The following is a 19,912-nucleotide window of genomic DNA, read 5'->3' as shown; positions in this document are numbered from 1 at the left end:
CCACAACCGCACACTCCGATCACCGGAAAGCGTCGCCAGCCAACCCCCGTCCGGAGAGATCACCACCTGACGAACCACCCCCGCATGCCCCGTCAGAGCGGCCCGCTCACCACCGTCGGCCTCCCACAACCGCACACTCCGATCACCGGAAAGCGTCGCCAGCCAACCCCCGTCCGGAGAGATCACCACCTGACGAACCACCCCCGCATGCCCCGTCAGGACGGCCCGCTGCCTGCCGTCGGCCTCCCACAGCCGTACGGGACCGGTGGACGACCAGGTCGCGAGCCACGAACCGTCGGGAGAGATCCGCACCCCCGCCCCCGCCCCGGTGTGCCCCGTCAGGACGGCCCGCTCGACGCCGTCGACCCCCCACAGGCGCACGCTCCCGTCTCCGGAGAGGGTCGCCAGCCACGAACCGTCAGGGGAGACGACCAGCGTGGAGACCTTGCCGATCGGCCTGTTCCTGCCGGGGACCTTCTCGTCCTCCTGGTTCCAGCCGCGCATCCTCAGGACGTCCTGCAGCCTTCGCGGTTTGGTTCTCACCCGCACCCGGCTTTTGAGGATCAGATGTCTCTTCCCGGCGGGGCTCCAGAGAGCGACCCCTCCCGTCGCGGAGCGGGTCGCCAGCCACGAACCGTCGGGCGCGGCCACCATCCCGGTGAACTTGCCCGTCCCCCTCCTGAGGACGGCACGCCTGCTCCCGTCGAAATTCCAGAGACGGACTCCTCCCCTCGCGGAGCGGGTCGCCAGCCACGAACCGTCGGGCGCGGCCACCGTCGCGGCGAGCCTGCCGATCCCGTTGCGCAGGACGGCCCTCTGGGCGCCGTCGATCCCCCAGATCTGCACCCTCCTTTTCCCCGAGCGGGTCACCAGCCACGCGCCGTCAGGGGAGACGGCGACCTCGTGAACAGGTCTGCCGTGCGTGGCCAGCGTCGTCCGGGTGGTGCCGTCGGCCTTCCAGATCTGCGCGCCGCCGTCGCGGGCGTGCACGACGAACCGTGATCCGTCCGGTGTGATCGACACCTCCTCGAGGTGTCTCGCCGCCGAGGTCAGGGTGCGCAGGAGGCGGGTGGAGCCGTCCTCGGGCAGTGGCCAGCGGGCTCTCAGGAAGGTGGTCTCGTTCTCCCTGCTGTAGCGCTCGACCGACGCCCGCATCGGCGGGAACGCGTAGAGGCGGGCGAGCAGGTTCGCCGTGGAGACGGCGTCCGACTCGAAGGGGGTGAGCAGATGGGTGCTGCGGGCGATCAGCCGGCGGACCCCCGCGACGGAACGGGAGGTCGACAGCGTCAGATCCGACTCCGCCGCGGCCACCCCGAACGCGCGTACGCGGGTGACGAACCAGCGCACGTCATGCAGCAGGGCTTCCAGCTCCCGGTATCTCCTCGCCTCGGAAAGATGGAACAGCAGGTGGTTCCAGAGGTAGGGCACGGTCGGGGGCAGCCTCCACCATTCGGCGTCCGCCGTGAGATCGTCGTCGGGGACGAGGTTTCTCGCCTCGTCGAGAAAGTCGCGGTTGGCGGCCTCGGCGCGCTCCTTGCCCAGGCCGTCCTCCGAGCGGAGGGCGGAACGGACGACGTCGTGGATCGTGATCGACGGCGCCGCCCCCTCCGCGGGGTGCCTGCCGATCAGCGCGAGGTCCTGAAGCCGTCCGCAGAGCCGCTCGGCCTGCTTGGCGGTGAGCCCCGCGGTGCCGCGCCAGAGCAGCTCGACGACGGCGGCCGGTATCGCGACGTCCTCGGGGAAGACGCCCAGTTCCAGGAAGCGGGCGCGGTCGAACGCGCCGAGGGCTTCGAGGCTGTGCTCCACGGTGGCGAGCACCGCGCTCTCTCGCTGGGAGGCGACCGTGACGTCCAGGGGGGTGGGGACGGTCCGGCCGAGCCGACCGGCCGCCCGGCGAGCGGCGACGTCGGCGTTCGTCCCCGCGCCGTACTCGTCGCGCAGCCGGGCATTGAGCAGGGACAGCAGGAGTGGCCACCTCCCCGTCAGGGCCACCAGGTCGCCGAGGACGCCGGGGTTCATCGGCGGCAACCCCCGGCTCAGCACCTGGACGGCCACCCTCGGCGCCAGCTCGTCGACGATCATCGCGATCGCCTTCGGGGGCAGTGCCCTGGGCAGCCGGGTCGTCACCAGCACCCGGGACCTGGTGGCCGCGGACAAAAAGGGTCTCAGCTGCTCGAGGCTCCACACGTCGTCGACCACCAGCAGCATGTGGCCCCGCTCCGCCAGGGCCTCGGCCATCCGGTGGCCGGCCTGCTCGGGGCTGGAGAACTCCGGCCGGACACCCAGCACGGCCTCCGTGACGTCGTTGGCGAGCGCCGCGATGTCGGCCCCGGCGCGGTCGCGGCCCACGGTGACCCATATGACACCGCCGTCGAACCGCCTCCTCACCTCGTCGCTGTGACACACCTCCACGGCCAGGGAGGTCTTGCCGAACCCGCCCGCCCCGGTGAGACCCGTGGTGAGCCCGACCGTGCCCGAGCGCCGCATCGTCAGGGTGGAGACCACGTCGTCCAGCTCGCTTCTCCTGACCCACCCCGCCTGCCTGTCCGGCACCAGGAAGAGCCCGCCGCGCGTGCGTGATTCCATCAGTTTCGGCGTCAGCCGTGTCAGCAGAACGACAAGGAAGGCGGTTAATCCGAAAACAACGACCCATTCGACCCTGCGCGCGACGACCGTTTCCGGCAGATATTCTTCGACCGTTCGCACCGGAAGTCCGACCAGAATTCCGAAAACCACCAGAATCGCCACGGCGACATCGGCGATTCTTTTTGTGCGGCGAGCCACCGACCACCTCTACAGTGCCGACCCCTGCCCCGACGGGCGCCGGGAACCCTGGAGGCACGATATCTGTTCCCCATTGACCCTGAGTTGAATCACCGACATCCCGGCGATTAAAGCGCATACGAAAAGCCACGTTGCACAGTTTGAGCTGCTATGTCCACGACGTCACGTCTGCCATTCCAGCCCGCATTCAAGGTAGATCCTTTTCCGTGACGACGCGATCGCCCTTGGTGACCTCTTTCGAACCCGTCCGGGAGGCGCGGACCGGGAAAGGCGGGGGAACGGCGAACCCGCCCGGCGTCCACCGGCCGGAGACGGCGCGGGACGCCGCCGGGCACCCCTCCCGCTCAGGCACGCATCCGCCATCCCTGCCCAGGCACGCATCCGCCGCCCCCGCTCAGGCGCGCATCCGCCGCGCGATGTCCCGTACCGCCGTCGCCAGCAGGTCGACGTCGTCGCGGGTGGTGAAGAGCGCCGGCGTCACCCGCACGCAGTCCCCCCTCGCCGGCCCGCCGCGGTGCACCGTGAAGATCCGGTACCGCTTCATCAGGTCCGTGGCGATCGCGACGTTCTCGGCCTCCGACGTACGGCCGGTGATCCGGAACGCGGTGATCGTGCCGTACATGGCGGGCTCCTCGGGGGTGAGGATCTCCAGGTTGCCGATGTCGAGCACCTGGCCCACCCAGCGGTCGCGCAGGAAGCGCAGCCTCGCCTGCTTGGCGGCGGCGCCGAGGGCGTCGTGGAAGTCCAGGGCGGTGCCGGCCGTCAGGAAGGGCGCGACGTCCAGGGTGCCGGAGTGCACCCGTGAGCGGATGTCCTCCCGTGGGAAGGTCTCGTCGTGGAACGCGACGTCGATGTCGGCCAGGCGGCTGTCGCGGATGTAGAGGAAGCCCGCACCCAGCGGCATGCCCATCCACTTGTGCAGGGAGAACCCGGCGAAGTCCGCGCCCAGGTCGTCCATGGTGAAGTCCAGATGTCCCCAGGAGTGGGCGGCGTCGACGATCACGTCGACGCCCCGCTCACGAGCCATCGCCACGATCTCCCGCACGGGGACCACCAGCCCGGTGCGGTTGTTCATGTGGCTGAGCAGCAGCAACCTGAGCCTCGGGTGCTCCAGGAACGCCGCGGCATAGGCGTCCAGCACCGCCTGCCGGGTCGCCGGCTCGGGGATGACCAGCTTCTGCACCCGGACGCCTCGCCGGTCGCTCAGCCAGTTCATGGCGTACTGCATGCTGTGGTAGTCCAGGTCGGCGTACATCACCGAGTCGCCGGGACGCAGCCGCCGGTAGCCGGCGATCAGCAGTTGCAGGGCCTCGGTGCCGCCCCGGGTGAGGGCGATCTCCTTCATGGAGACGCCGAGCATGGTCGCGATACGCCGCCTGACCTGGTCCGCCTGGTCCTTGTAGGTGGTGCGCAGCAGGTAGGAGTTCACCTCGTTGAGGTGGTCGGTGTTGCGATGATAGGCGCGGCGCACCGGCTCGGGCATGATCCCGTAGTAGCCGTTCTCCAGGTTGACGAAGTCCCGGGTGACTCGATACTGCCGCGCCACCCGGCTCCAGAAGCCCTCGTCCTCGGCGAGCCGCTCGGGGGCCGTACCGACGGGAGCGGCGACACCGGCGGGCGGCGGGGACGGCCGAACGTCCTGGCCGGCGGGCGGCGGTGGGGGCGGTGAAGGCGGGAGGGCCAACGCCCCGAGCCCGGCGACCATCTCACGCCTGGACAAGCTCATAGAAAACCACTCCACCCCGGTCGGCGAGAGCCCGCGGCGGCCCCGGCCTGTTCCAACGCATCACTCCCAGTGTGCGCGGGACCGTCTCCGCGAGCGGGCATCCGTACAGCTCAGGCGTGGCGTGACGGCGGCGGCATGCCACACCCCCGCTCCAGGCAAGCAAGCGCGTGCTTGACGATCAGGGCGATACGCGATCTCTTAGATGAGGCGGCGGGTCTCCTGAAAATCTTGACGTCATTCAGGTGGCGTGCTGTGATCCAGACACACGTTATTTCATACTTGTTCAGTAGGAAATGAGGCGGTAGTGAGGGTTCTCCGACGTGCGGCCGCGATGGTGGCGCTCTTGGTGGGCGCGGTCGGCATCCAGGTCGTCCAGGGCTGGGCCGCCCAGGCCTCCCAGGCGGCCCTGCCCACCGCGGCCGTCGCGCTCGGCGACAGCTTCATCAGCGGGGAGGGTGCGGGGGCCTACCAGCCCGTTGCCGACGCCTCGGGAACGCCGCAGTCCTTCCCCGGCTGGTCGGCTCCCAACAGCAACGCCTACTTCTGCCACCGGTCGGCGAACGCCTCGCTGTTCAAGGCCTCACTCCCCGGCATCCAGGACCGCTTCAACCTCGCGTGCTCCGGTGGCCAGCCCGCCGACATCGCCAACCCCTCCGGCGCCCGCGCCAAGGGCCGCTCCGTCGCCTCGCAGCTCGACCAGCTGCGTGCCGTCGCGCAGACCCACGACATCGACGTCGTCCTCATCGGCCTCGGCTCCAACAACAGCCAGTTCACCTTCGGCGACGTGGCCACGCTGTGCGCCAACCGCTTCATCGCCGACGCCTGGACGGGCTGGTGGGAGTTCTGGGCCTACCTGGGCGGTGACGTGCCGCAGGAGCCCTGCACCGTCTCGGACCTCGCCTCCGACGCCGAGGTCGCCGCGGCCACCACCGAGACCACCGCCGCCCTGCGCCAGATCCTCGACACCCTCGCCCAGATCGACGCCGACGGCGTCCACAGCGTGATCCTGCAGACCTACACCAACCCGCTGCCGCTCGACGTCGCCCCGCAGTACCGGGACGAGGACGACCGCACCGACACCCGCGACAAGTTCCGCGCCCTCGGCGCCGAACGGTACGCCGCGGGCTGCCCGATCCACCGCGCGAGCCTCGCTCCCGGGCACGTGTTCTCCCAGAACCTCGGCTCCCTGGTCAAGAACGCCTACACCACGCTGGCGGCCGAACGTCCGACGGCCGACCTGCGCGTGCTGGACGTCCAGAAGGCCTTCGACGGCGCCCGGCTCTGCGAGAACCCCGGCAGCCCGACGGGCGCGCTCGCCACCCCGATCCGGGTGCAGGACGGACCGTCCGGCACGTTCGTCACCAGCCTGTCGGGCTGGGACAAGATCGGTGTCCAGCGGGTCGCGAACACCTGCGTCACCTACTTCCAGACCTGCCAGGAGGGCTGGCACCCCAACGCCGCGGGCCACACCGTCCTCGGACAGTGCCTCACCGGTGCCCTCACCGCCGCGTCCCGCACGGTCATCACGTGCGCCCGCAACGCGAACGGCACGCTCACCGTCTCCTGACGTCCCCGGCACCACGTGGCGACGCGGCGACGGGCGACGTGGCGACGCGGCGACTGAAAGTTTCACCGTGGGTTGACGGATATGGGGCGACCCCTGACGATCATGTTGCCTCCGGGTCAGGGAGGGGGCGTCGAGTGAACGCCACTATCCGTTGCGAGGTGCACCGATGCCGAGAACATCAAGAACGCCGGGGACGCCCGGGACGCCGAGGAAGCTGTTACGGGCCGCGTCGGCCCTCCTGCTGACGCTGTCCGTCCTGCATGTCCCCACGGCGCGCGCCGACAAGGTCACCCCGGTCGCGGTGACCGTCAACGCCCGCGCCGCGCTCGCCACCGTCCCCGAGACCGGCATCGGCACCAACCATGCGATCTGGGACACCAACCTGGGCACCGACACGACCGCCGACCTGCTCAAGGACGCGGGTATGAAGCTGCTGCGCTACCCCGGCGGCTCGTACTCCGACATCTACCACTGGGCCGACCACACCGCTCCCGGCGGTTACGTGGCGCCCAACACCGACTTCGACACCTTCATGCGCGGCGCGCGGCGCACCGGGGCGCAACCGATGGTGACCGCGAACTACGGCACCGGTACGGCGGAGGAGGCGGCGGCCTGGGTGCGGTACGCCAACGTCACCAAGGGCTACGGCGTCAAGTACTGGGAGATCGGCAACGAGAACTACGGCAACGGCCACTACGGCGCCACCTGGGAGGCGGACGACCACGCCGACAAGAGCCCCGCAGAGTACGCGCGCCACGTCGTGGCCTACTCCGACGCGATGAAGGCCGTCGACCCGACCATCAAGATCGGCGCGGTGCTGACCACGCCGGCGAACTGGCCCGACGGGCTGGTCGCCGAGGGCGACGCCGGGACCTGGAACGACGTCGTCCTCTCGGCCGCGGCATCGAAGATCGACTTCGTGATCCTGCACTGGTACCCCGGCGCCCTCGACAAGGTCGGGCACGTCCCCGACATGATCGATCTCACCCGCCGGCAGATCGCGCGGTACGCCGGGGCCGGCGCCGAGCGGATCGGCATCGCGATGACCGAGTTCAACACCGGGTCGAACGAGCGCGGCACGACGACCCAGCCCGGTGCGCTGGCCGCCGCCGACGCTTACGCGACGCTGCTAGCCAACGGGGTGTTCACGGTCGACTGGTGGAACGTCCACAACGGCATCGGCAGCGTCACACAGGTCGAGGGGCACACCGACTACGGTGACTTCGGCCTGCTGTCGAGCGGGACGTGCACCTCCGACGGCAGCGTCTGCGAACCTTCGGTCAACACGCCCTTCGCGCCGTACTACGCGCTCCAGATGGTGAGCAGGTTCGCCCGCCCCGGAGACCGGTTCATCAGGGCCGCGACCGATCAGGCGAAGGTGACCGCGCACGCCGCGCGCCGCCCCAACGGCGACCTGGCCGTCCTGCTGATCAACACCTCGTCCGACACGTCCTATCCCGTCGCGATCAACTACTCCGGTTTCAGCCCGGCGTCCGGGGCCTCCACCATGCTGACCCACACCAACGGCGCCACGAGCATCACCTCCTCGACCACCGGCAGCGCGACCGGTCAGACGCTGCCGCCCCTCTCGCTGACCACGATCGTCCTGCGACCCGCCGGCGCCCAGACCGGCCTGCCGGGCACGCCGGGGCAGCCGACGGTCTCGGAGGTGACCGACAGGGCCGCCACGATCTCCTGGCCCGCCGCCTCCGCCGGCGCGCGTCCGATCGTGAAGTACGAGGTTCACCGCCAGAACGGAGCCGTCGGCGAGCAGTTCGGCGAGACCGGCGGCACCTCGTTCACCGTGAACAACCTCAAACCGGGGACGCGCTACACGGTCAACGTGATCGCACGGGACAGCGGCGGTGGCGTCTCCGCGCCCTCCGCGCCGCTGACGTTCACGACCGGCACACCCGCCTCCAGTTCGTGTTCGGTGCGTCTGACCAAGCAGACCGACTGGGCCAGCGGCTACGTCGGCGCCATCGACATCACCAACCACGGCGCGCCGGTCAGCAGTTGGACCCTGAGCTTCAGCTGGCCCAGGACCTGGCAGAGCCTGGGCAGCGGCTGGGGCGCCGTCTGGACGCAGGACGGGCAGGACGTGCAGGTCGTCAACGAGTCCGGCAACGGCTCGCTGCCCACCGGCGCGTCGGCCACGATCGGCTTCGTCGGCAACTACAGCGGCCCGAACACACTGCCCGCCGTCTTCACCCTCAACGGAACCGTCTGTACGACCCGGTAGCGGCGAAACCGTCCGCGCCGCTGCGGCACGCGGTCCACATGTCAGATCCCCGGCCCACGGTGGGCCGGGGATCCGGCGCACGTCAGGTGCCGGGTTCGCGGCAGGTCGGGCGGGCGATGTCCCACCGGCGGGTCGTGCCGTCGCAGCCGACATCGCCCGGTACCGACCGGTACAGGGAGAATCGGCGGCTGGAGCGGCGACCCCACCGCCGGTATGATCGTCCGCGTGGATCTGGACGCCATCGCCGCCCCGCTCGGGGTGCCCGTCGAGGACGTCGACCGCGTGCACCGGCTCGCCGACGACCGGCCATCGGCTCCCCTGCCCGCCAAGACCGACGCGCCCGCGATCCTCGAGCGGCTCGCGGTGCGGCCGGACGACGCCGCCGAGATCATGGCGGGCTGGCCCGACCCCGGCTCCCCACTGTGGACTCCGGAACTGTGCTGGCTGCTCGACCGCTCGATCGCCCTGGTCCGCGCCGATCTCGGCGGCCACGGCTGGTTGCCGCCCGGTCCGGAGCTGCCACGCGAACGCGGCCCCGCCTGGCGGCATCTCTACGTGTACGCGTACCTCGCCCTGGTCGGCGTCACCACGGGATACCACCGCGACCACGGAATCGCCGACGCCGTGTCATGGGCGAGCCTCGCCGACCTGGGCCGCAACCTCGCGGTCGACCGGCGGATGCGCGGCGAGGGCTGGCCCGTCATGCAGAGCTGGCTCACCCTGCACGCGCGCGGCAGCATCTACGAGCTGGGCCGGTTGCAGTATCACCGCGGCGGCGCCACCCTCGACCTGCACATCCCCGAGTCGGGGCCGATGACCCCCGAGGCGGTCGCGGCGTCGCTCGACGAGGCCCGCGCGTTCTTCCCACGCCACTTTCCCGACGAGTCCTACACGGAGTTCGCCTGCGGTTCGTGGCTGCTCGACCCGCAACTGCTGGAATACCTGCCGGAGGACTCCAACATCGTCCGGTTCCAGCGGAGGTTCGAGCTGGAGCCGTACGAGGAGCCGGAAGGGCTGGACGCCGACGTCGAGGTGCGCCGGTTCGTGTTCCGTGACCTGTCCACACCGCTCGACCGGCTGCCATGCCGCACCGCGCTCCAGCGCGCGGTCGTCGACCACCTGAGGGCCGGTCGCCACTGGTACTGGCGCCGCGGCCGCTTCCCGATCCAGCCACACCCCTGACGCCTGTTTCGCCGGAGCGGCTCGACATGCCGACCTTCCTGAAAACGACAGAACTCCATATGGGAGTCATTGATCGTTAGGATGCCGGATGGAGGCGTTCAGGTTCCTGGTGGCCCTCCCAGTCTTCGAAACCGGTGGCGCCGCGTATCTCGGCGCGGGGGGTTCGATTCCCGTCCGCCTCCGCCGAGCAGCCGCGACCGGGCAGGAGCGCCATGGGCATCGACAACGTGCTGGCCGCGGCCCGGGCCGGGCTGCGACGACTGCACCCGGCCGAGGCATGGACGGCGGCACAGGAGCAGGACACGTTCCTCGTGGACACCCGGCCCGCCTTCCAGCGCCGCGCCGGCGAGGTGCCGGGAGCCATCGTCATCGAGCGCAACCACCTGGAGTGGCGGCTGGACCCGAGTTCTTCGTCACGGATACCCGAGGCGGTGCACGCGGACATCCGGTGGATCGTCCTGTGCGAGGAAGGGTACTCATCGGGCCTGGCGGCTCTGTCCCTCAGAGCGGTCGGCTTGCCGCACGCCACGGATGTGATCGGGGGGTTTCAGGCGTGGGCGGCGGCGGGACTGCCGTTCACTCGCCGGTCTCGCCCGACCCGCCCCAGAGGGCCTGGCGAAGGAGCGGAGATCTGAGCAGGGGCGACCTGTCCGGCGAGGTGGCCGTGATCGGCGGCCCAGATCACGGAATCTACACGACGGGGCAGATCCGAAAGAGGCGCTGCCACAGGGCTTCTCGGCGCGGCCACCGGCTCGACGGGCACGAGAGCCCACTCCTCTCCGGGGAAATCCGCCCCAGTTCATCGAGGAGGCGACCGCGTGAGTCTCCTGGCTCTCGGGTCGAGGCTCGTCCCGGCCTTCCCACCCGTCATCCGGGCAGTGGCTTCGTCGGGATTCGCTCGCCGATCACAGTGACGGGACCGCGCCGGATTCACACCGGCCTCCTCGTTCCGCGCTCGCCTACGCCGATCATGCTCGCACACCGCCGATCAACGACAAAGGGCGCACCACCTGTCAGACTCGGTGCGCCTCCCCACGTTTCAACCCAAGAGGAGAACGACTCGTCGGGCTGCGGCTCAACTACCAACGCCAGGCGCCGGGGGAGGAACCCAACTCTCATCTTCGACTCCTCACTCTCAAGTCGACTCTCAAGTTCGACGGCGCCAGACAACCCATCCCACCGCCGCCCCGCTGTTGACAACATCAAATGAACGTTCTTTTAATTGACGCATGGGGCGTATCGCGGGCGTCAGCGCCGCCGAGACCCGTGAGCGGCTGCTGCGCGCGGCGGCCGAGTCCTTCGCCACGCGTGGCTACGACGGCACGCGCGTGGCCGACATCGCCGCTGCCGCCGGGGTGAGCAACGGTGCCCTGTACGCGCACTTCGGCTCGAAGGCCGAGCTGCTGGTGGCCGCGCTGCGCGAGCACGGGCCGCGACTGCTGGCCACCTTGTTCGCCGCGGACCCGGACCAGTCGATCACGAAACTGCTCGCCGTCGTCGGCCGAGGACTCCCGCACAGGCGGCCCGACGCACACAACCATCTCATCGTCGAGGCGCTCGTGGCGGCACGCCGCGACGAGGACGTCGCCCGGCCGATGCGCGACTACGTCGGCGAGCGCACCGACTGGCTCGCCGGGCTCGTCCGCGCCGCACAGAACGACGGCGAAGTGGACGGCACCCTCTCGCCGAACGCGTTGTCGCATCTCTGCCTGCTGCTCGCGATGGGCAGCGCGCTCGTCACACCCGACCTGCACACGGTCGACGAGGAGGAGTGGGCCGCGTTGCTCACCCGTCTCGTCGCCGCCTTCGCCCCTGACGGGGGAACACCACGCCCCTCGTCCCCTGCCGACGCCATGGCACGGAGAGGAGAGCGACAGTGAAAGTAAGGATCAACCCCGAGGGATGCCAGGGACACGGTCGCTGCTACGCCCTCGCCCCCGCCCTGTTCGACGAGGACGACGAGGGCTACGGGCAGGTCGTCGGCGACGGCGTCGTACCGCCGGGCGAGGAGCGGGCGGCGCGCCTGGCCGTTGCGAACTGCCCGGAAAGAGCGATCGAGATCCTCCAGGAGGCGCGACATGACCATCGATGACCGTTTCAGTGAGCAGGCGCTCGGAGGGAGGCAGCAGAACCGCCCCGACGGCGTGCGCAACGAGATCATCACCGGACCTGTCTCGGACTGGGCGACCGACTTCTCCCACACCGAACCGGAATGGGCGGCCGACCCGTACCCGATCCAGGACGACCTGCGGCGGCGCTGCCCGATAGCGCACACCGACCGGTTCGGCGGCGCCTGGCTGCCGACCCGCTACGAGGACGTCGCGGCCATCGCCTACGACACCGAGCGCTTCTCCTCCCGGTCGATCATCGTGGGCAACTTCCGGCCACCACGCGAGACGGCGCCGGTGGGCGGCACACCGCCGATCTCCTCCGACCCACCCTTCCATCACGACGCGCGCAAGCTGCTGCTGCCGATGTTCACCAAGACGGTGGTCGCCAGGCAGGAGCCGGCGACGCGAGCGTTCTGCCACTCGCTCGTCGACGCGCTTGAGGGGCAGGACGTCGTCGACGCCGCCCGTGACTACGCCCAGCACATCCCGGTGCGCGTCATCAGCGACATGCTGGGCTTCCCGCCCGAGGACGGTCCGCGGTTCCGTGAGTTCGTCGAGAACGCGCTGGAGGGCGTCAACCGGCCACCGGAAGAGCGTATCGCCAGGATGGACAAGCTCTTCGACTACCTGCTGGAGCAGATCCGCGACCACGTCGCCAACCCACGTGACGACCTCACGACCTACCTCGTCAAAGCGGAGCTGTACGGCAGGAAGCTGGAGCCGGCCCATGTGGCGGGCACGATGGCGCTGCTGCTCATCGCGGGCATCGACACGACGTGGAGCGCGATCGGCGCGTCGTTGTGGCACCTGGCCAAGACTCCGGCCGACCGTGAGCGCCTGGTCGCCGAGCCGGCTCTGCTGCCGACCGCGATGGAGGAGTTCCTCCGGGCCTACGCGCCGGTCACGATGGCCCGGCTGGTCAAGGAGGACATGCACTGGAACGGTGTCGACATGAAGGCCGACGACTGGATCCTGCTGTCGTTCCCGGCGGCCAACCGCGACGAGGCCCAGTTCGACCGGGCGGGCGAGGTCGTCATCGACCGCGAGGTCAACCGGCACGCCGCGTTCGGCCTGGGCATCCACCGCTGTGCGGGGTCGCACCTGGCCCGGATGGAACTGCAGGTCGCCCTCGAGGTCTGGCTGGAGCGGAATCCGCGCTTCACGCTCGACGACCCGGCGGCGGTGACCTGGTCCACGGGCCAGGTCCGCGGACCACGCACGCTCCCGCTGCGCATCGGCTGACCCACACCCGGGTCTTGTCCGCCCAGCGTGGCGCCCGGCTTTCGCGGCCGGATTCGACGGCGGCCGGACTAAGGTGGCGGTGTCCGTGTCGATCCATGTCGATCCATGTCGTGCGACCGACGATGTGCGGCCGCTCCCCCCTCACGCTTCGGAAGAGGCAGAGGAGAGAGCAACATGTCCCGTCGCCGCATCGCCACCACGGGGGGCACTCTGGCGATCACCGCACTCGCCCTGGCGTCTCTTCCGGCCGTCGCCACGCTCGCCCTGACGCCCCCTACCACCGCCACCACACCCCGGACGGCGAGCACCGTGCCCCCGCACAAGACCCGCCCCTCGGGCGCCGCGTGCGCGCCGACGCCCCGTCCCACCGTCACCACACCCCGGACGACGTGCCCCGCACCCGTACCGACCGCCGGTCCCAGCGTCACCGCGTCTCCGCCGCCGGACCCGCCCATCCTGTCGAACCTGCCGCCGGGCCTCATCGAGGCGCTCCAGCGCGACCTCGGTCTCACCAGGCAGCAGGTCGCGACCCGGCTGCTCAACGAGGCCCGGCTGACACCGGTCGAGGCGCGGCTGCGCGAGAAACTCGGCGACCGTTTCGGCGGCTCCTGGTTCACGGGAACCCTCGCGGAGACCCTCATGATCGCCACCACCAGTCCCGCCGACATCCCGGCGATCGTCTCCGCGGGCGCCACACCCAAGGTCGTCCGCGCGTCACTGGCGACGCTGAGAGCGGTCAAGCAGAGACTCGACGATCTCCTGCCCGCCCACCCGGACGGCGGGACCATCCGCTACGTCGACGTACGGATCAACAAGGTCGTCGTCCTGTCCAGGAACGCCCCGGCGACCCTGAATGTCGTCAAGTCCATCGGAATGGACAGCGACCTGGTGGTCGTGGTGCATTCCGAGGAGGACCCTCGGCCCCATGCCCCGAAGCGGTGACGCCCACCACGTCGGTGCGGGGCCCCGCACCCTCCAGTCGATCCGCGAGATCCTCCACGCCTCACGCCTGACCCCGGTGACCGCCGTCCCCGGCACCGTCTCAAGCTCTGTGGTCCGGTGCCGGGCGGGTCAGCCCGCGAAGAGGAGGAAGAGGCCCACCACCGTGTAGACCACCATCAGCACGAGGAGGGGAATCTGCCCGAGGACGGCGGTCCTGCGGGGGAACAGGGCGAGCGCGCGGTCGTGGGCGAGCACGGTGCCGAGCACGTGACCGACGATGATGACCGTCACCTGGAGCATGGCGATCCCGGCGGGCGAGGTACCGGCCGCCTGGACGGTCCAGTCCGCGGTGCCCAGCCAGTTGGCGCCGGTGCCCAGCGGGTCGGAGAGCAGGGCGATGGTCCGCTGCCCTTCGAGGAGGAGCAGCGTGTAGTAGTGGGCGACCACGTATCCGACGGCGATCGGGACGACCGCGTGGGCGAGTTCGCCCGCCGTCGTCCCCGGCTCCGCCGCCCCCCAGCGACCGGCGAGCGCGGTCGCCCCGCGATACGCCGCGAGCACCAGGCCGATGACGATGAACAACCCCGCCGTTCCCATGACCGGTGCCGGCAGCGAGCTCTCCTGCACGAAGCGCACCCAGACGGGGGCGTTGGAGAGGCTGTCGTACATGGTGGAGCCGAGAAGCACCACCACCAGCACCGTCAGCCCGGGCACCGGCCGGAGCCCGGCCATGCCGTCGAGCGAGTTACGCCAGGTCACGACGCCGTCGGGGCGCCTGGTCACCGGGGCGAGGTGGCCGACGAGGGTGCTGTAGACCTCGAACGCGTCCGCGTGGTCGAACCAGCGCGACCCGAAGAGCACCGCTCCCCCGAGCACGAACACGACGTACACGGCGAGCCAGGCCCCGATGACCGGCAGGGTGGCCCGTTCCGGGGCGACCAGCTCCAGCCAGACGAAGGCGAGGAGACCGCCCGCCGCGGGCCAGTAGCCGAGCCCCGGCGGCAGCGGGCGTATCCCGGTCTCGGGGGCGCGTCCGAGTCCCCGGCAGGCCAGCAGGTGCAGTGTCCTCAGCGGGTTGAGAACCGGCCAAACCGGTCCGAACAGCAGCGAGAGCGGCACCAGACCGACCCAGAACAGGACGTAGAACACTCCTGCCGTGGGATTCTCGACCCGGTCGGGGCCGAAAAGCAGGCCCACGCAGAAGTACGCCGCGGCGACGAGCCCGGCGACCCGCCAGACCCACGGCCACGCCCGCGCGGAGACCATCCTCTGGACCGGGGAGGCGAGCGGGCGGGGACGGCGGGCGTCGGCGCCCAGCCGCGGCTCGGTCCACAGGGCGCCCAGCGCCACGAACGACACCAGCAGGGCGAGGATCGCGCCGATCAGCGCGGCCTCGAAGGGGATCGGCAGGTCCTGGCGCCCGCCGATCCCGTGAGCCAGGAACATCACGCCGGCCTAGCGCACCACGAGCTGGAAGAGCTGCAGCTTCGAATCGTGGGTCTCGACCTCGAACAGGCCGTCCTGGTCGGCGACGAACTCGATCGTCGCGGGCGTGCCGGGCGTCAGGGTCGCGGCCTTGTCGTAGCCGTGGACGTGCGCCTCGTCGGGCGCGTCGCCGGTAATCGTGATCTTTACCGTCTGGCCCTTGGTCACGTCGATCCGTCCGGGCGGGGGCGTCACCTGCCGTCCGGCGATGGTCACCGTGATCTCCTTGACCGTCGAGGCGCCGGGGTCCGCGGCGGACGAGCCACAGGCCGTGGCCGTCAGCAGGGTCACGCCGAGCATGAGCGCGGCGAGCAGGCGGCGGGCAAGGGTGGGCGTCATGACTTTTCTCCTGGGGGGGTCGGTGGTCGGGCCGACGAGTCGGCGGGGGGCGGGGACGGTGAATCGGTATGAGAACGGTGAGGTCGGTACGGGACCGGGTGTCGTCGGCGGAGCCGGAGCGCGGGGGGGGCGGGTCAGCGTCGTTTGGCGGACTTGACCGCCTTCGCGCTCCCCGTCCTGCGCGACGCGGCCGTCGGCCGACCCGCGGGTTTCCTCCCGGGCGGCCCGGTGGAGCGCCGACGGACCTGCGCGCCGGAGGGCGCCGGCCGCCGTGCCGCCCGGACCACCATGAACCCCGCTCCGACGACGAGGAGGGCGGGCAGCAGCCACACCGACAGGTCGAATCCCGAGGTGGCCTGGGGCGCGTTCGAAGCCGCGGCCTGGGGCGTGGTCTGCGGGGTGGCCTGGGGGGCGACGGGTCCGGCCGCCGCGGCCGACGGCGTGGTGGCGCCGGGTTCCAACATGGCGAGCAGCGCGGGGTCGGGTTCGTTCGTGGGGGCCTTCCAGCCCTTGGGCGGACCCGACGTCGGGCCCTTGTAGGTGAACCGGACCTCGCCTTCCACCTTCTCGCCGTCCGAGGCGACCGATATGTAGCGGGCGACGTACAGGCCCTTCTCAGGCCAGTGGGCGACGGGGACTTTCGCGGGGAAGCCGGTGTGGTACAGGCTCGGCTGCCAGGTACCGTCCACGAGGTTGTATTCCCTGACCGGCTCGTCGAGGCGCTCGGGCTGCCCGTGCGACCAGGGCTCGTCGACGCGGACGCCGCTGGGGGCGGTGACGGTGAAGTACGCGTTCGGAGCGGGCTTCTCGGTGAAGTAGAGCGCGAGCGACTCCAGCGGCTCTTTCACCGTGCTGTCCTTGGCCGGCGTCGACATCGCGAGCTGTCCGTGCGCGGAGGCGGGCGTCGCGAGGGTGGTCAGCGCGACGACGGCGACGACGGCCAGCACGAGCAGCTGGCCCAACCAGCGCGCCATCGCCACCCCTGCTCTCCACCGAAAGGCCCGCTGGCCTGCGGAATCACGGACGATTCCGGCCGATCACGGTCAATGCTCGTCGAGAATAACCGCTTTTGTCCCATATGAACAGAACTTTGGCACGCATCCAACCGAAGAACGCCAAGGACTGTGAGCCTCACCGTTCCACATCTGCTCACGCCGGTCCGACGCCCCGCACCCCGACCCGCTCCTCCTCACGTCCACGTCCCGCGCCCGTCCGGCACCCGTTCCGCGGCACGCGACGGCTTCCCGAAGCCCGGCGGCCGAGCCCCTTCCCTCCGCTCGACGTGACCGGGTGCGAGCCCTCCCCGGCCGAGCCCACCACAGTACGTCCGAGCCATGCCGTTCCGGATCCCGGCTCGCCACGGATCCGGAACGGCGGGGACGTATCGTCCGGCCTCAGTCGTCGACCCAGCCGTGGGACCGGGCGAACGTCAGGAGACGATTCCTGACCTGCCCGATCTGCGCGCCCGTCAGCGTGGGCGCGTGCTCGATGAGCAGCTCGGTCACCGCGCCGTTGAAGGACTTCGCCGACAACACGTCGCACACCCCGTCGTCGTCGCCGAACTGCTGCGAGGAGACGGCGTCCGAGAGAGGCACGGCCGCGACCGGCCGCCGGCTCGGCGGCGGGTCCAGAAGACTGACGGTCGAGACCTTCAGGCCCCGCTCGCCCTCCATGACCTCGTACTCCACTCGCAGGCCGGGCTGGAGGACGTGCCTGCTCTCACCGAAGTCGTTGGCGTGGAAGAACACATCCTCACCCCCGCCGACCGCGGCGATGAACCCGTACCCGCGTACCTCGTCAAAACGAAGGATCGTACCAACTGCCACCACAACACCACCTACACCGAGAATCGCACCACTGCGCGCTCACCTTCCGGCACTGTCCGGCCGGTGAATCCGGCCTGCCTGTCACACCGGACGACCCGATGCTAGACCGGACGGCGCGCCGTGTCCTCATCGTCCTCATCGACAGCGATTCCGTGCCACAGCTCCGCGACACCATCCCGCCGAACACCGCGCGCACCGCCGCACGACACCGCGTACGGGTCGCGTGCCGGGGATCGTCGGACGACGGTGCCCCCCGGTACACCGCCCGCACGACGGGAATGCCAGGCTTCGAGGAGCCGCGCCGACCGAGGAGAGCCAGCCGATGTCCCAGCCATCGACGTCCCCGATGTCCCTTATGTCCCCGACCTACGACGACGTCCTGAGCGCCGCCGACCGCATCGCTCCGCAGGTGCACCGCACCCCCGTGCTGCGCTCACGCCGGATCAACGAGAGCGTCGGCGCCGACGTGGTGTTCAAGTGCGAGAACTTCCAGCGGATGGGCGCCTTCAAGTTCCGCGGCGCGTTCAACGCGCTGTCACGGTTCACCCCCGAGCAGCGACGATCCGGCGTGATCACCTACTCCTCGGGCAACCACGCCCAGGCGATCGCCCTGGCCGCCCGGCTGCTCGACATCCCGGCCACGATCATCATGCCGCACGACGCGCCGGCCTCGAAGGTGGCCGCCACCGAGGGGTACGGCGGGGAGATCATCCGCTACGACCGCTACACCGAGCACCGGGAGGAGATCTGCGGCGCGCTCGCCGCCGACCGCGGTCTCACCCTGATCCCGCCGTACGACCACCCCCACGTGATCGCCGGTCAGGGCACCGCCGCCAAGGAGTTGTTCGACGAGGTCGGCGAACTCGACGCGCTCTTCGTCCCCCTGGGCGGCGGCGGGCTGCTCTCCGGCACGGCGCTGTCGGCTCGCGCGCTGTCGCCCGGCTGCGCGCTGTACGGCGTCGAACCGGAGGCGGGTGACGACGGGCGGCGGTCGCTGCGGCGGGGCTCCATCGTCCAGATCGACACGCCGAAGACCATCGCCGACGGCGCGCAGACCCAGCGGCTCGGCACCCACACGTTCGAGATCATCCGCCGCGAGGTCGACGACATCGTCACCGCCACCGACGCCGATCTCGTCGACGCGATGAAACTCTTCGGATCGGCGATGAAAATCGTCGTCGAGCCCACCGGATGCCTCGGCCTGGCCGCCGTCCGCGACCTCGCCGACCGGCTCGGCGGGAAACGGGTCGGTGTGATCGTCAGCGGGGGCAACGTCGACCTCGACCGCTACGCCTCACTGCTCGCCTCCTGACCGCCACGTCCGGAGCCCGGCCGAAGGGCCGGTTCCCGGGACGGTCTTCGCGGGGCCTCGGGACGAACCGGCCTTCGCCGTGAGAGCCTCCGCCGGGCCGTCAGTACCCTCGCCACCCTCGCCACCCTCGCCGTCAGGTCGTACGGCCTGGTCAGCGAAGCGAACGGTAGGCCGGGATCGTCGCCATCGGGGGGCGTTCGGCGACGGCGACGTCCCTGACACTCACCTGGTGGCCGTCCGCGCCCCGGCGGAACTGGGCCAGGTGGGGAGACGGCCGATGCAGGGAGACCATCATGTTCTGGCGCTCCAGGCGTGACCAGGAGGTCTGCAGGATCTGGGCGGCCATCCCGCCGAGCGCCTCCGTCGACTGGTGGGAGTGCACCCGGCGTCCCAGATCGACCTGGGCCAACGCGTCGAGACCCGCGAGGTCGAGCAGGTCGATCAGCAGGGCGAGCTCCACACCGTAGCCGGTGACGAACGGGACGCGCTCCAGCACGGACCTGCGCCCGGCGTACTCCCCCGCGAGGGGTTGCACGAACCCGGCCAGCCGTGGCCAGTGCAGGTTGAGCAGGGGGCGCGCGACCAGCTCGGTGACCCGCCCGCCACCGCTCCTCGCGTTCCACAGGGGCCGGTCGTAGCAGCCCTTGACGTAGACCACCGCCGGATCGGCGAGCAACGGGCCGAGCAACCCGGTCACGAAGGACGTGCGGAACTCGCGTAGATCGGCGTCGACGAAGACCAGCAGGTCGCCGGAGGTCGCGGCGAGGGACTTCCAGAGCGCCTCCCCCTTGCCGTCCAGCGGTTTGAGATCGGGCAGAACCTCGTCCTGGGCGACCACCCTCGCCCCGGCCCGCGCCGCGCGTACCGCGGTCTCGTCGACGGAGCGGGAGTCGATGACCACGAGTTCGTCGACGAGCGGAACGGCCTCCATGAGATCGCGGCGGATCGCCGCGACGATCTCCCCGACCGTCTCCTCCTCGTCGCGGGCGGGCAACACGACACTGATCGTCGTCTCACCCTTGGCTTCCAGCAGCTCCGGCAGCGCCCAGTCACCCGAGGATGAGGTGCGCCCGCGTAGCCATGCCTCGACCTCAGGCAGCACGACCCACCCTTCCCATCACCTCGGCGGTTAGGGGTATCACCCTATGTGGCGC

At 70.5% G+C, this 19,912-nt stretch carries 16 protein-coding genes, 1 tRNA gene and 1 riboswitch; of the genes, 10 read left to right on the top strand and 7 right to left on the bottom strand.

Going from position 1 to position 19,912, the window contains the following annotated elements; translation table 11 throughout:
• Both ACFY3D_RS24520 and ACFY3D_RS24515 read right to left on the bottom strand, forming a co-directional pair.
• On the bottom strand, window positions 1–2,586 hold a 2,586-nt coding region (locus tag ACFY3D_RS24520), incomplete at its 3' end, for an NB-ARC domain-containing protein (protein ID WP_389982989.1).
• Between the two features lie 592 nt (window positions 2,587–3,178).
• A complete protein-coding gene (locus ACFY3D_RS24515; protein WP_389982986.1) occupies window positions 3,179–4,510 on the bottom strand; it encodes an aminotransferase class V-fold PLP-dependent enzyme in 1,332 nt (443 codons plus the stop codon).
• 304 nt (window positions 4,511–4,814) lie between these two features.
• On the opposite strand from ACFY3D_RS24515, the gene ACFY3D_RS24510 reads away from it, so the two are divergent.
• From ACFY3D_RS24510 to ACFY3D_RS24470, 9 genes are all read left to right on the top strand, one after another.
• Entirely contained in the window at window positions 4,815–6,077 is a 1,263-nt protein-coding gene (locus ACFY3D_RS24510) for a hypothetical protein (RefSeq protein WP_389982983.1), read from the top strand.
• A 166-nt stretch (window positions 6,078–6,243) separates the two neighbouring features.
• On the top strand, window positions 6,244–8,319 hold the full coding sequence (locus tag ACFY3D_RS24505) for a cellulose binding domain-containing protein (RefSeq protein ID WP_389982980.1): 2,076 nt from the start codon (window positions 6,244–6,246) through the stop codon (window positions 8,317–8,319).
• 225 nt (window positions 8,320–8,544) lie between these two features.
• On the top strand, window positions 8,545–9,501 hold the full coding sequence (locus tag ACFY3D_RS24500; RefSeq protein ID WP_389982976.1) for an acyltransferase domain-containing protein: 957 nt from the start codon (window positions 8,545–8,547) through the stop codon (window positions 9,499–9,501).
• Window positions 9,502–9,591: 90 nt separating this feature from the next.
• Window positions 9,592–9,684, top strand: a tRNA-OTHER gene (locus tag ACFY3D_RS24495).
• Between the two features lie 29 nt (window positions 9,685–9,713).
• Window positions 9,714–10,136: a rhodanese-like domain-containing protein gene (locus ACFY3D_RS24490; RefSeq protein WP_389982973.1), complete on the top strand. Its 423-nt coding sequence runs from the start codon at window positions 9,714–9,716 to the stop codon at window positions 10,134–10,136.
• Window positions 10,137–10,300: 164 nt separating this feature from the next.
• A riboswitch (cobalamin riboswitch) is annotated at window positions 10,301–10,500 on the bottom strand.
• Window positions 10,501–10,730: 230 nt separating this feature from the next.
• Window positions 10,731–11,381 (top strand): TetR/AcrR family transcriptional regulator, encoded by a 651-nt coding sequence (locus ACFY3D_RS24485; protein WP_389982970.1) that lies wholly within the window; start codon window positions 10,731–10,733, stop codon window positions 11,379–11,381.
• Complete coding sequence (locus ACFY3D_RS24480) at window positions 11,378–11,593, top strand: ferredoxin (RefSeq protein ID WP_389982967.1); 216 nt, start codon at window positions 11,378–11,380, stop codon at window positions 11,591–11,593. Before ACFY3D_RS24485 ends, ACFY3D_RS24480 begins: the two co-directional genes overlap by 4 nt.
• On the top strand, window positions 11,580–12,854 hold the full coding sequence (locus ACFY3D_RS24475; RefSeq protein WP_389982964.1) for a cytochrome P450: 1,275 nt from the start codon (window positions 11,580–11,582) through the stop codon (window positions 12,852–12,854). The genes ACFY3D_RS24480 and ACFY3D_RS24475 overlap by 14 nt, the downstream gene beginning before the upstream one ends.
• A gap of 174 nt (window positions 12,855–13,028) precedes the next feature.
• The gene (locus ACFY3D_RS24470) at window positions 13,029–13,796 is read left to right on the top strand and encodes a S1 family peptidase (protein ID WP_389982961.1); all 768 of its coding nucleotides are present in this window, start codon (window positions 13,029–13,031) and stop codon (window positions 13,794–13,796) included.
• A gap of 129 nt (window positions 13,797–13,925) precedes the next feature.
• On the opposite strand, the gene ACFY3D_RS24465 is transcribed toward ACFY3D_RS24470, so the two are convergent.
• The 4 genes from ACFY3D_RS24465 to ACFY3D_RS24450 form a co-directional block, all read right to left on the bottom strand.
• Window positions 13,926–15,242: a hypothetical protein gene (locus ACFY3D_RS24465; RefSeq protein ID WP_389982958.1), complete on the bottom strand. Its 1,317-nt coding sequence runs from the start codon at window positions 15,240–15,242 to the stop codon at window positions 13,926–13,928.
• A gap of 9 nt (window positions 15,243–15,251) precedes the next feature.
• On the bottom strand, window positions 15,252–15,620 hold the full coding sequence (locus ACFY3D_RS24460; protein ID WP_389982955.1) for a hypothetical protein: 369 nt from the start codon (window positions 15,618–15,620) through the stop codon (window positions 15,252–15,254).
• Between the two features lie 134 nt (window positions 15,621–15,754).
• Window positions 15,755–16,594: a copper resistance protein CopC gene (locus ACFY3D_RS24455; protein WP_389982952.1), complete on the bottom strand. Its 840-nt coding sequence runs from the start codon at window positions 16,592–16,594 to the stop codon at window positions 15,755–15,757.
• Between the two features lie 420 nt (window positions 16,595–17,014).
• Window positions 17,015–17,446, bottom strand: a complete 432-nt coding sequence (locus ACFY3D_RS24450) for a cold shock domain-containing protein (RefSeq protein ID WP_350949095.1) — start codon at window positions 17,444–17,446, stop codon at window positions 17,015–17,017.
• Between the two features lie 346 nt (window positions 17,447–17,792).
• Here ACFY3D_RS24450 and ACFY3D_RS24445 point away from each other — a divergent pair, with 346 nt between their 5' ends.
• On the top strand, window positions 17,793–18,758 hold the full coding sequence (locus ACFY3D_RS24445; protein WP_389982949.1) for a threo-3-hydroxy-L-aspartate ammonia-lyase: 966 nt from the start codon (window positions 17,793–17,795) through the stop codon (window positions 18,756–18,758).
• 151 nt (window positions 18,759–18,909) lie between these two features.
• On the opposite strand, the gene ACFY3D_RS24440 is transcribed toward ACFY3D_RS24445, so the two are convergent.
• Complete coding sequence (locus ACFY3D_RS24440) at window positions 18,910–19,860, bottom strand: glucosyl-3-phosphoglycerate synthase (RefSeq protein ID WP_389982946.1); 951 nt, start codon at window positions 19,858–19,860, stop codon at window positions 18,910–18,912.
• Window positions 19,861–19,912: the final 52 nt, after the last annotated feature.

The organism is Streptosporangium sp. NPDC000509 (assembly GCF_042898365.1).
GTDB lineage: Bacteria > Actinomycetota > Actinomycetes > Streptosporangiales > Streptosporangiaceae > Streptosporangium.
Note: the sequence above shows the minus strand (reverse complement) of the source record. Positions and strands in the feature narration are given on the sequence as shown.

Bases quoted from the DNA above. Each gene is read 5' to 3' on its own strand.
- ACFY3D_RS24465 (WP_389982958.1), bottom strand. From the start codon at position 15,242: ATGTTCCTGGCTCACGGGATCGGCGGGCGCCAGGACCTGCCGATCCCC.
- ACFY3D_RS24505 (WP_389982980.1), top strand. From the start codon at position 6,244: ATGCCGAGAACATCAAGAACGCCGGGGACGCCCGGGACGCCGAGGAAG.
- ACFY3D_RS24515 (WP_389982986.1), bottom strand. From the start codon at position 4,510: ATGAGCTTGTCCAGGCGTGAGATGGTCGCCGGGCTCGGGGCGTTGGCC.
- ACFY3D_RS24455 (WP_389982952.1), bottom strand. From the start codon at position 16,594: ATGGCGCGCTGGTTGGGCCAGCTGCTCGTGCTGGCCGTCGTCGCCGTC.
- ACFY3D_RS24460 (WP_389982955.1), bottom strand. From the start codon at position 15,620: ATGACGCCCACCCTTGCCCGCCGCCTGCTCGCCGCGCTCATGCTCGGC.
- ACFY3D_RS24485 (WP_389982970.1), top strand. From the start codon at position 10,731: ATGGGGCGTATCGCGGGCGTCAGCGCCGCCGAGACCCGTGAGCGGCTG.
- ACFY3D_RS24470 (WP_389982961.1), top strand. From the start codon at position 13,029: ATGTCCCGTCGCCGCATCGCCACCACGGGGGGCACTCTGGCGATCACC.
- ACFY3D_RS24490 (WP_389982973.1), top strand. From the start codon at position 9,714: ATGGGCATCGACAACGTGCTGGCCGCGGCCCGGGCCGGGCTGCGACGA.
- ACFY3D_RS24445 (WP_389982949.1), top strand. From the start codon at position 17,793: ATGTCCCTTATGTCCCCGACCTACGACGACGTCCTGAGCGCCGCCGAC.
- ACFY3D_RS24475 (WP_389982964.1), top strand. From the start codon at position 11,580: ATGACCATCGATGACCGTTTCAGTGAGCAGGCGCTCGGAGGGAGGCAG.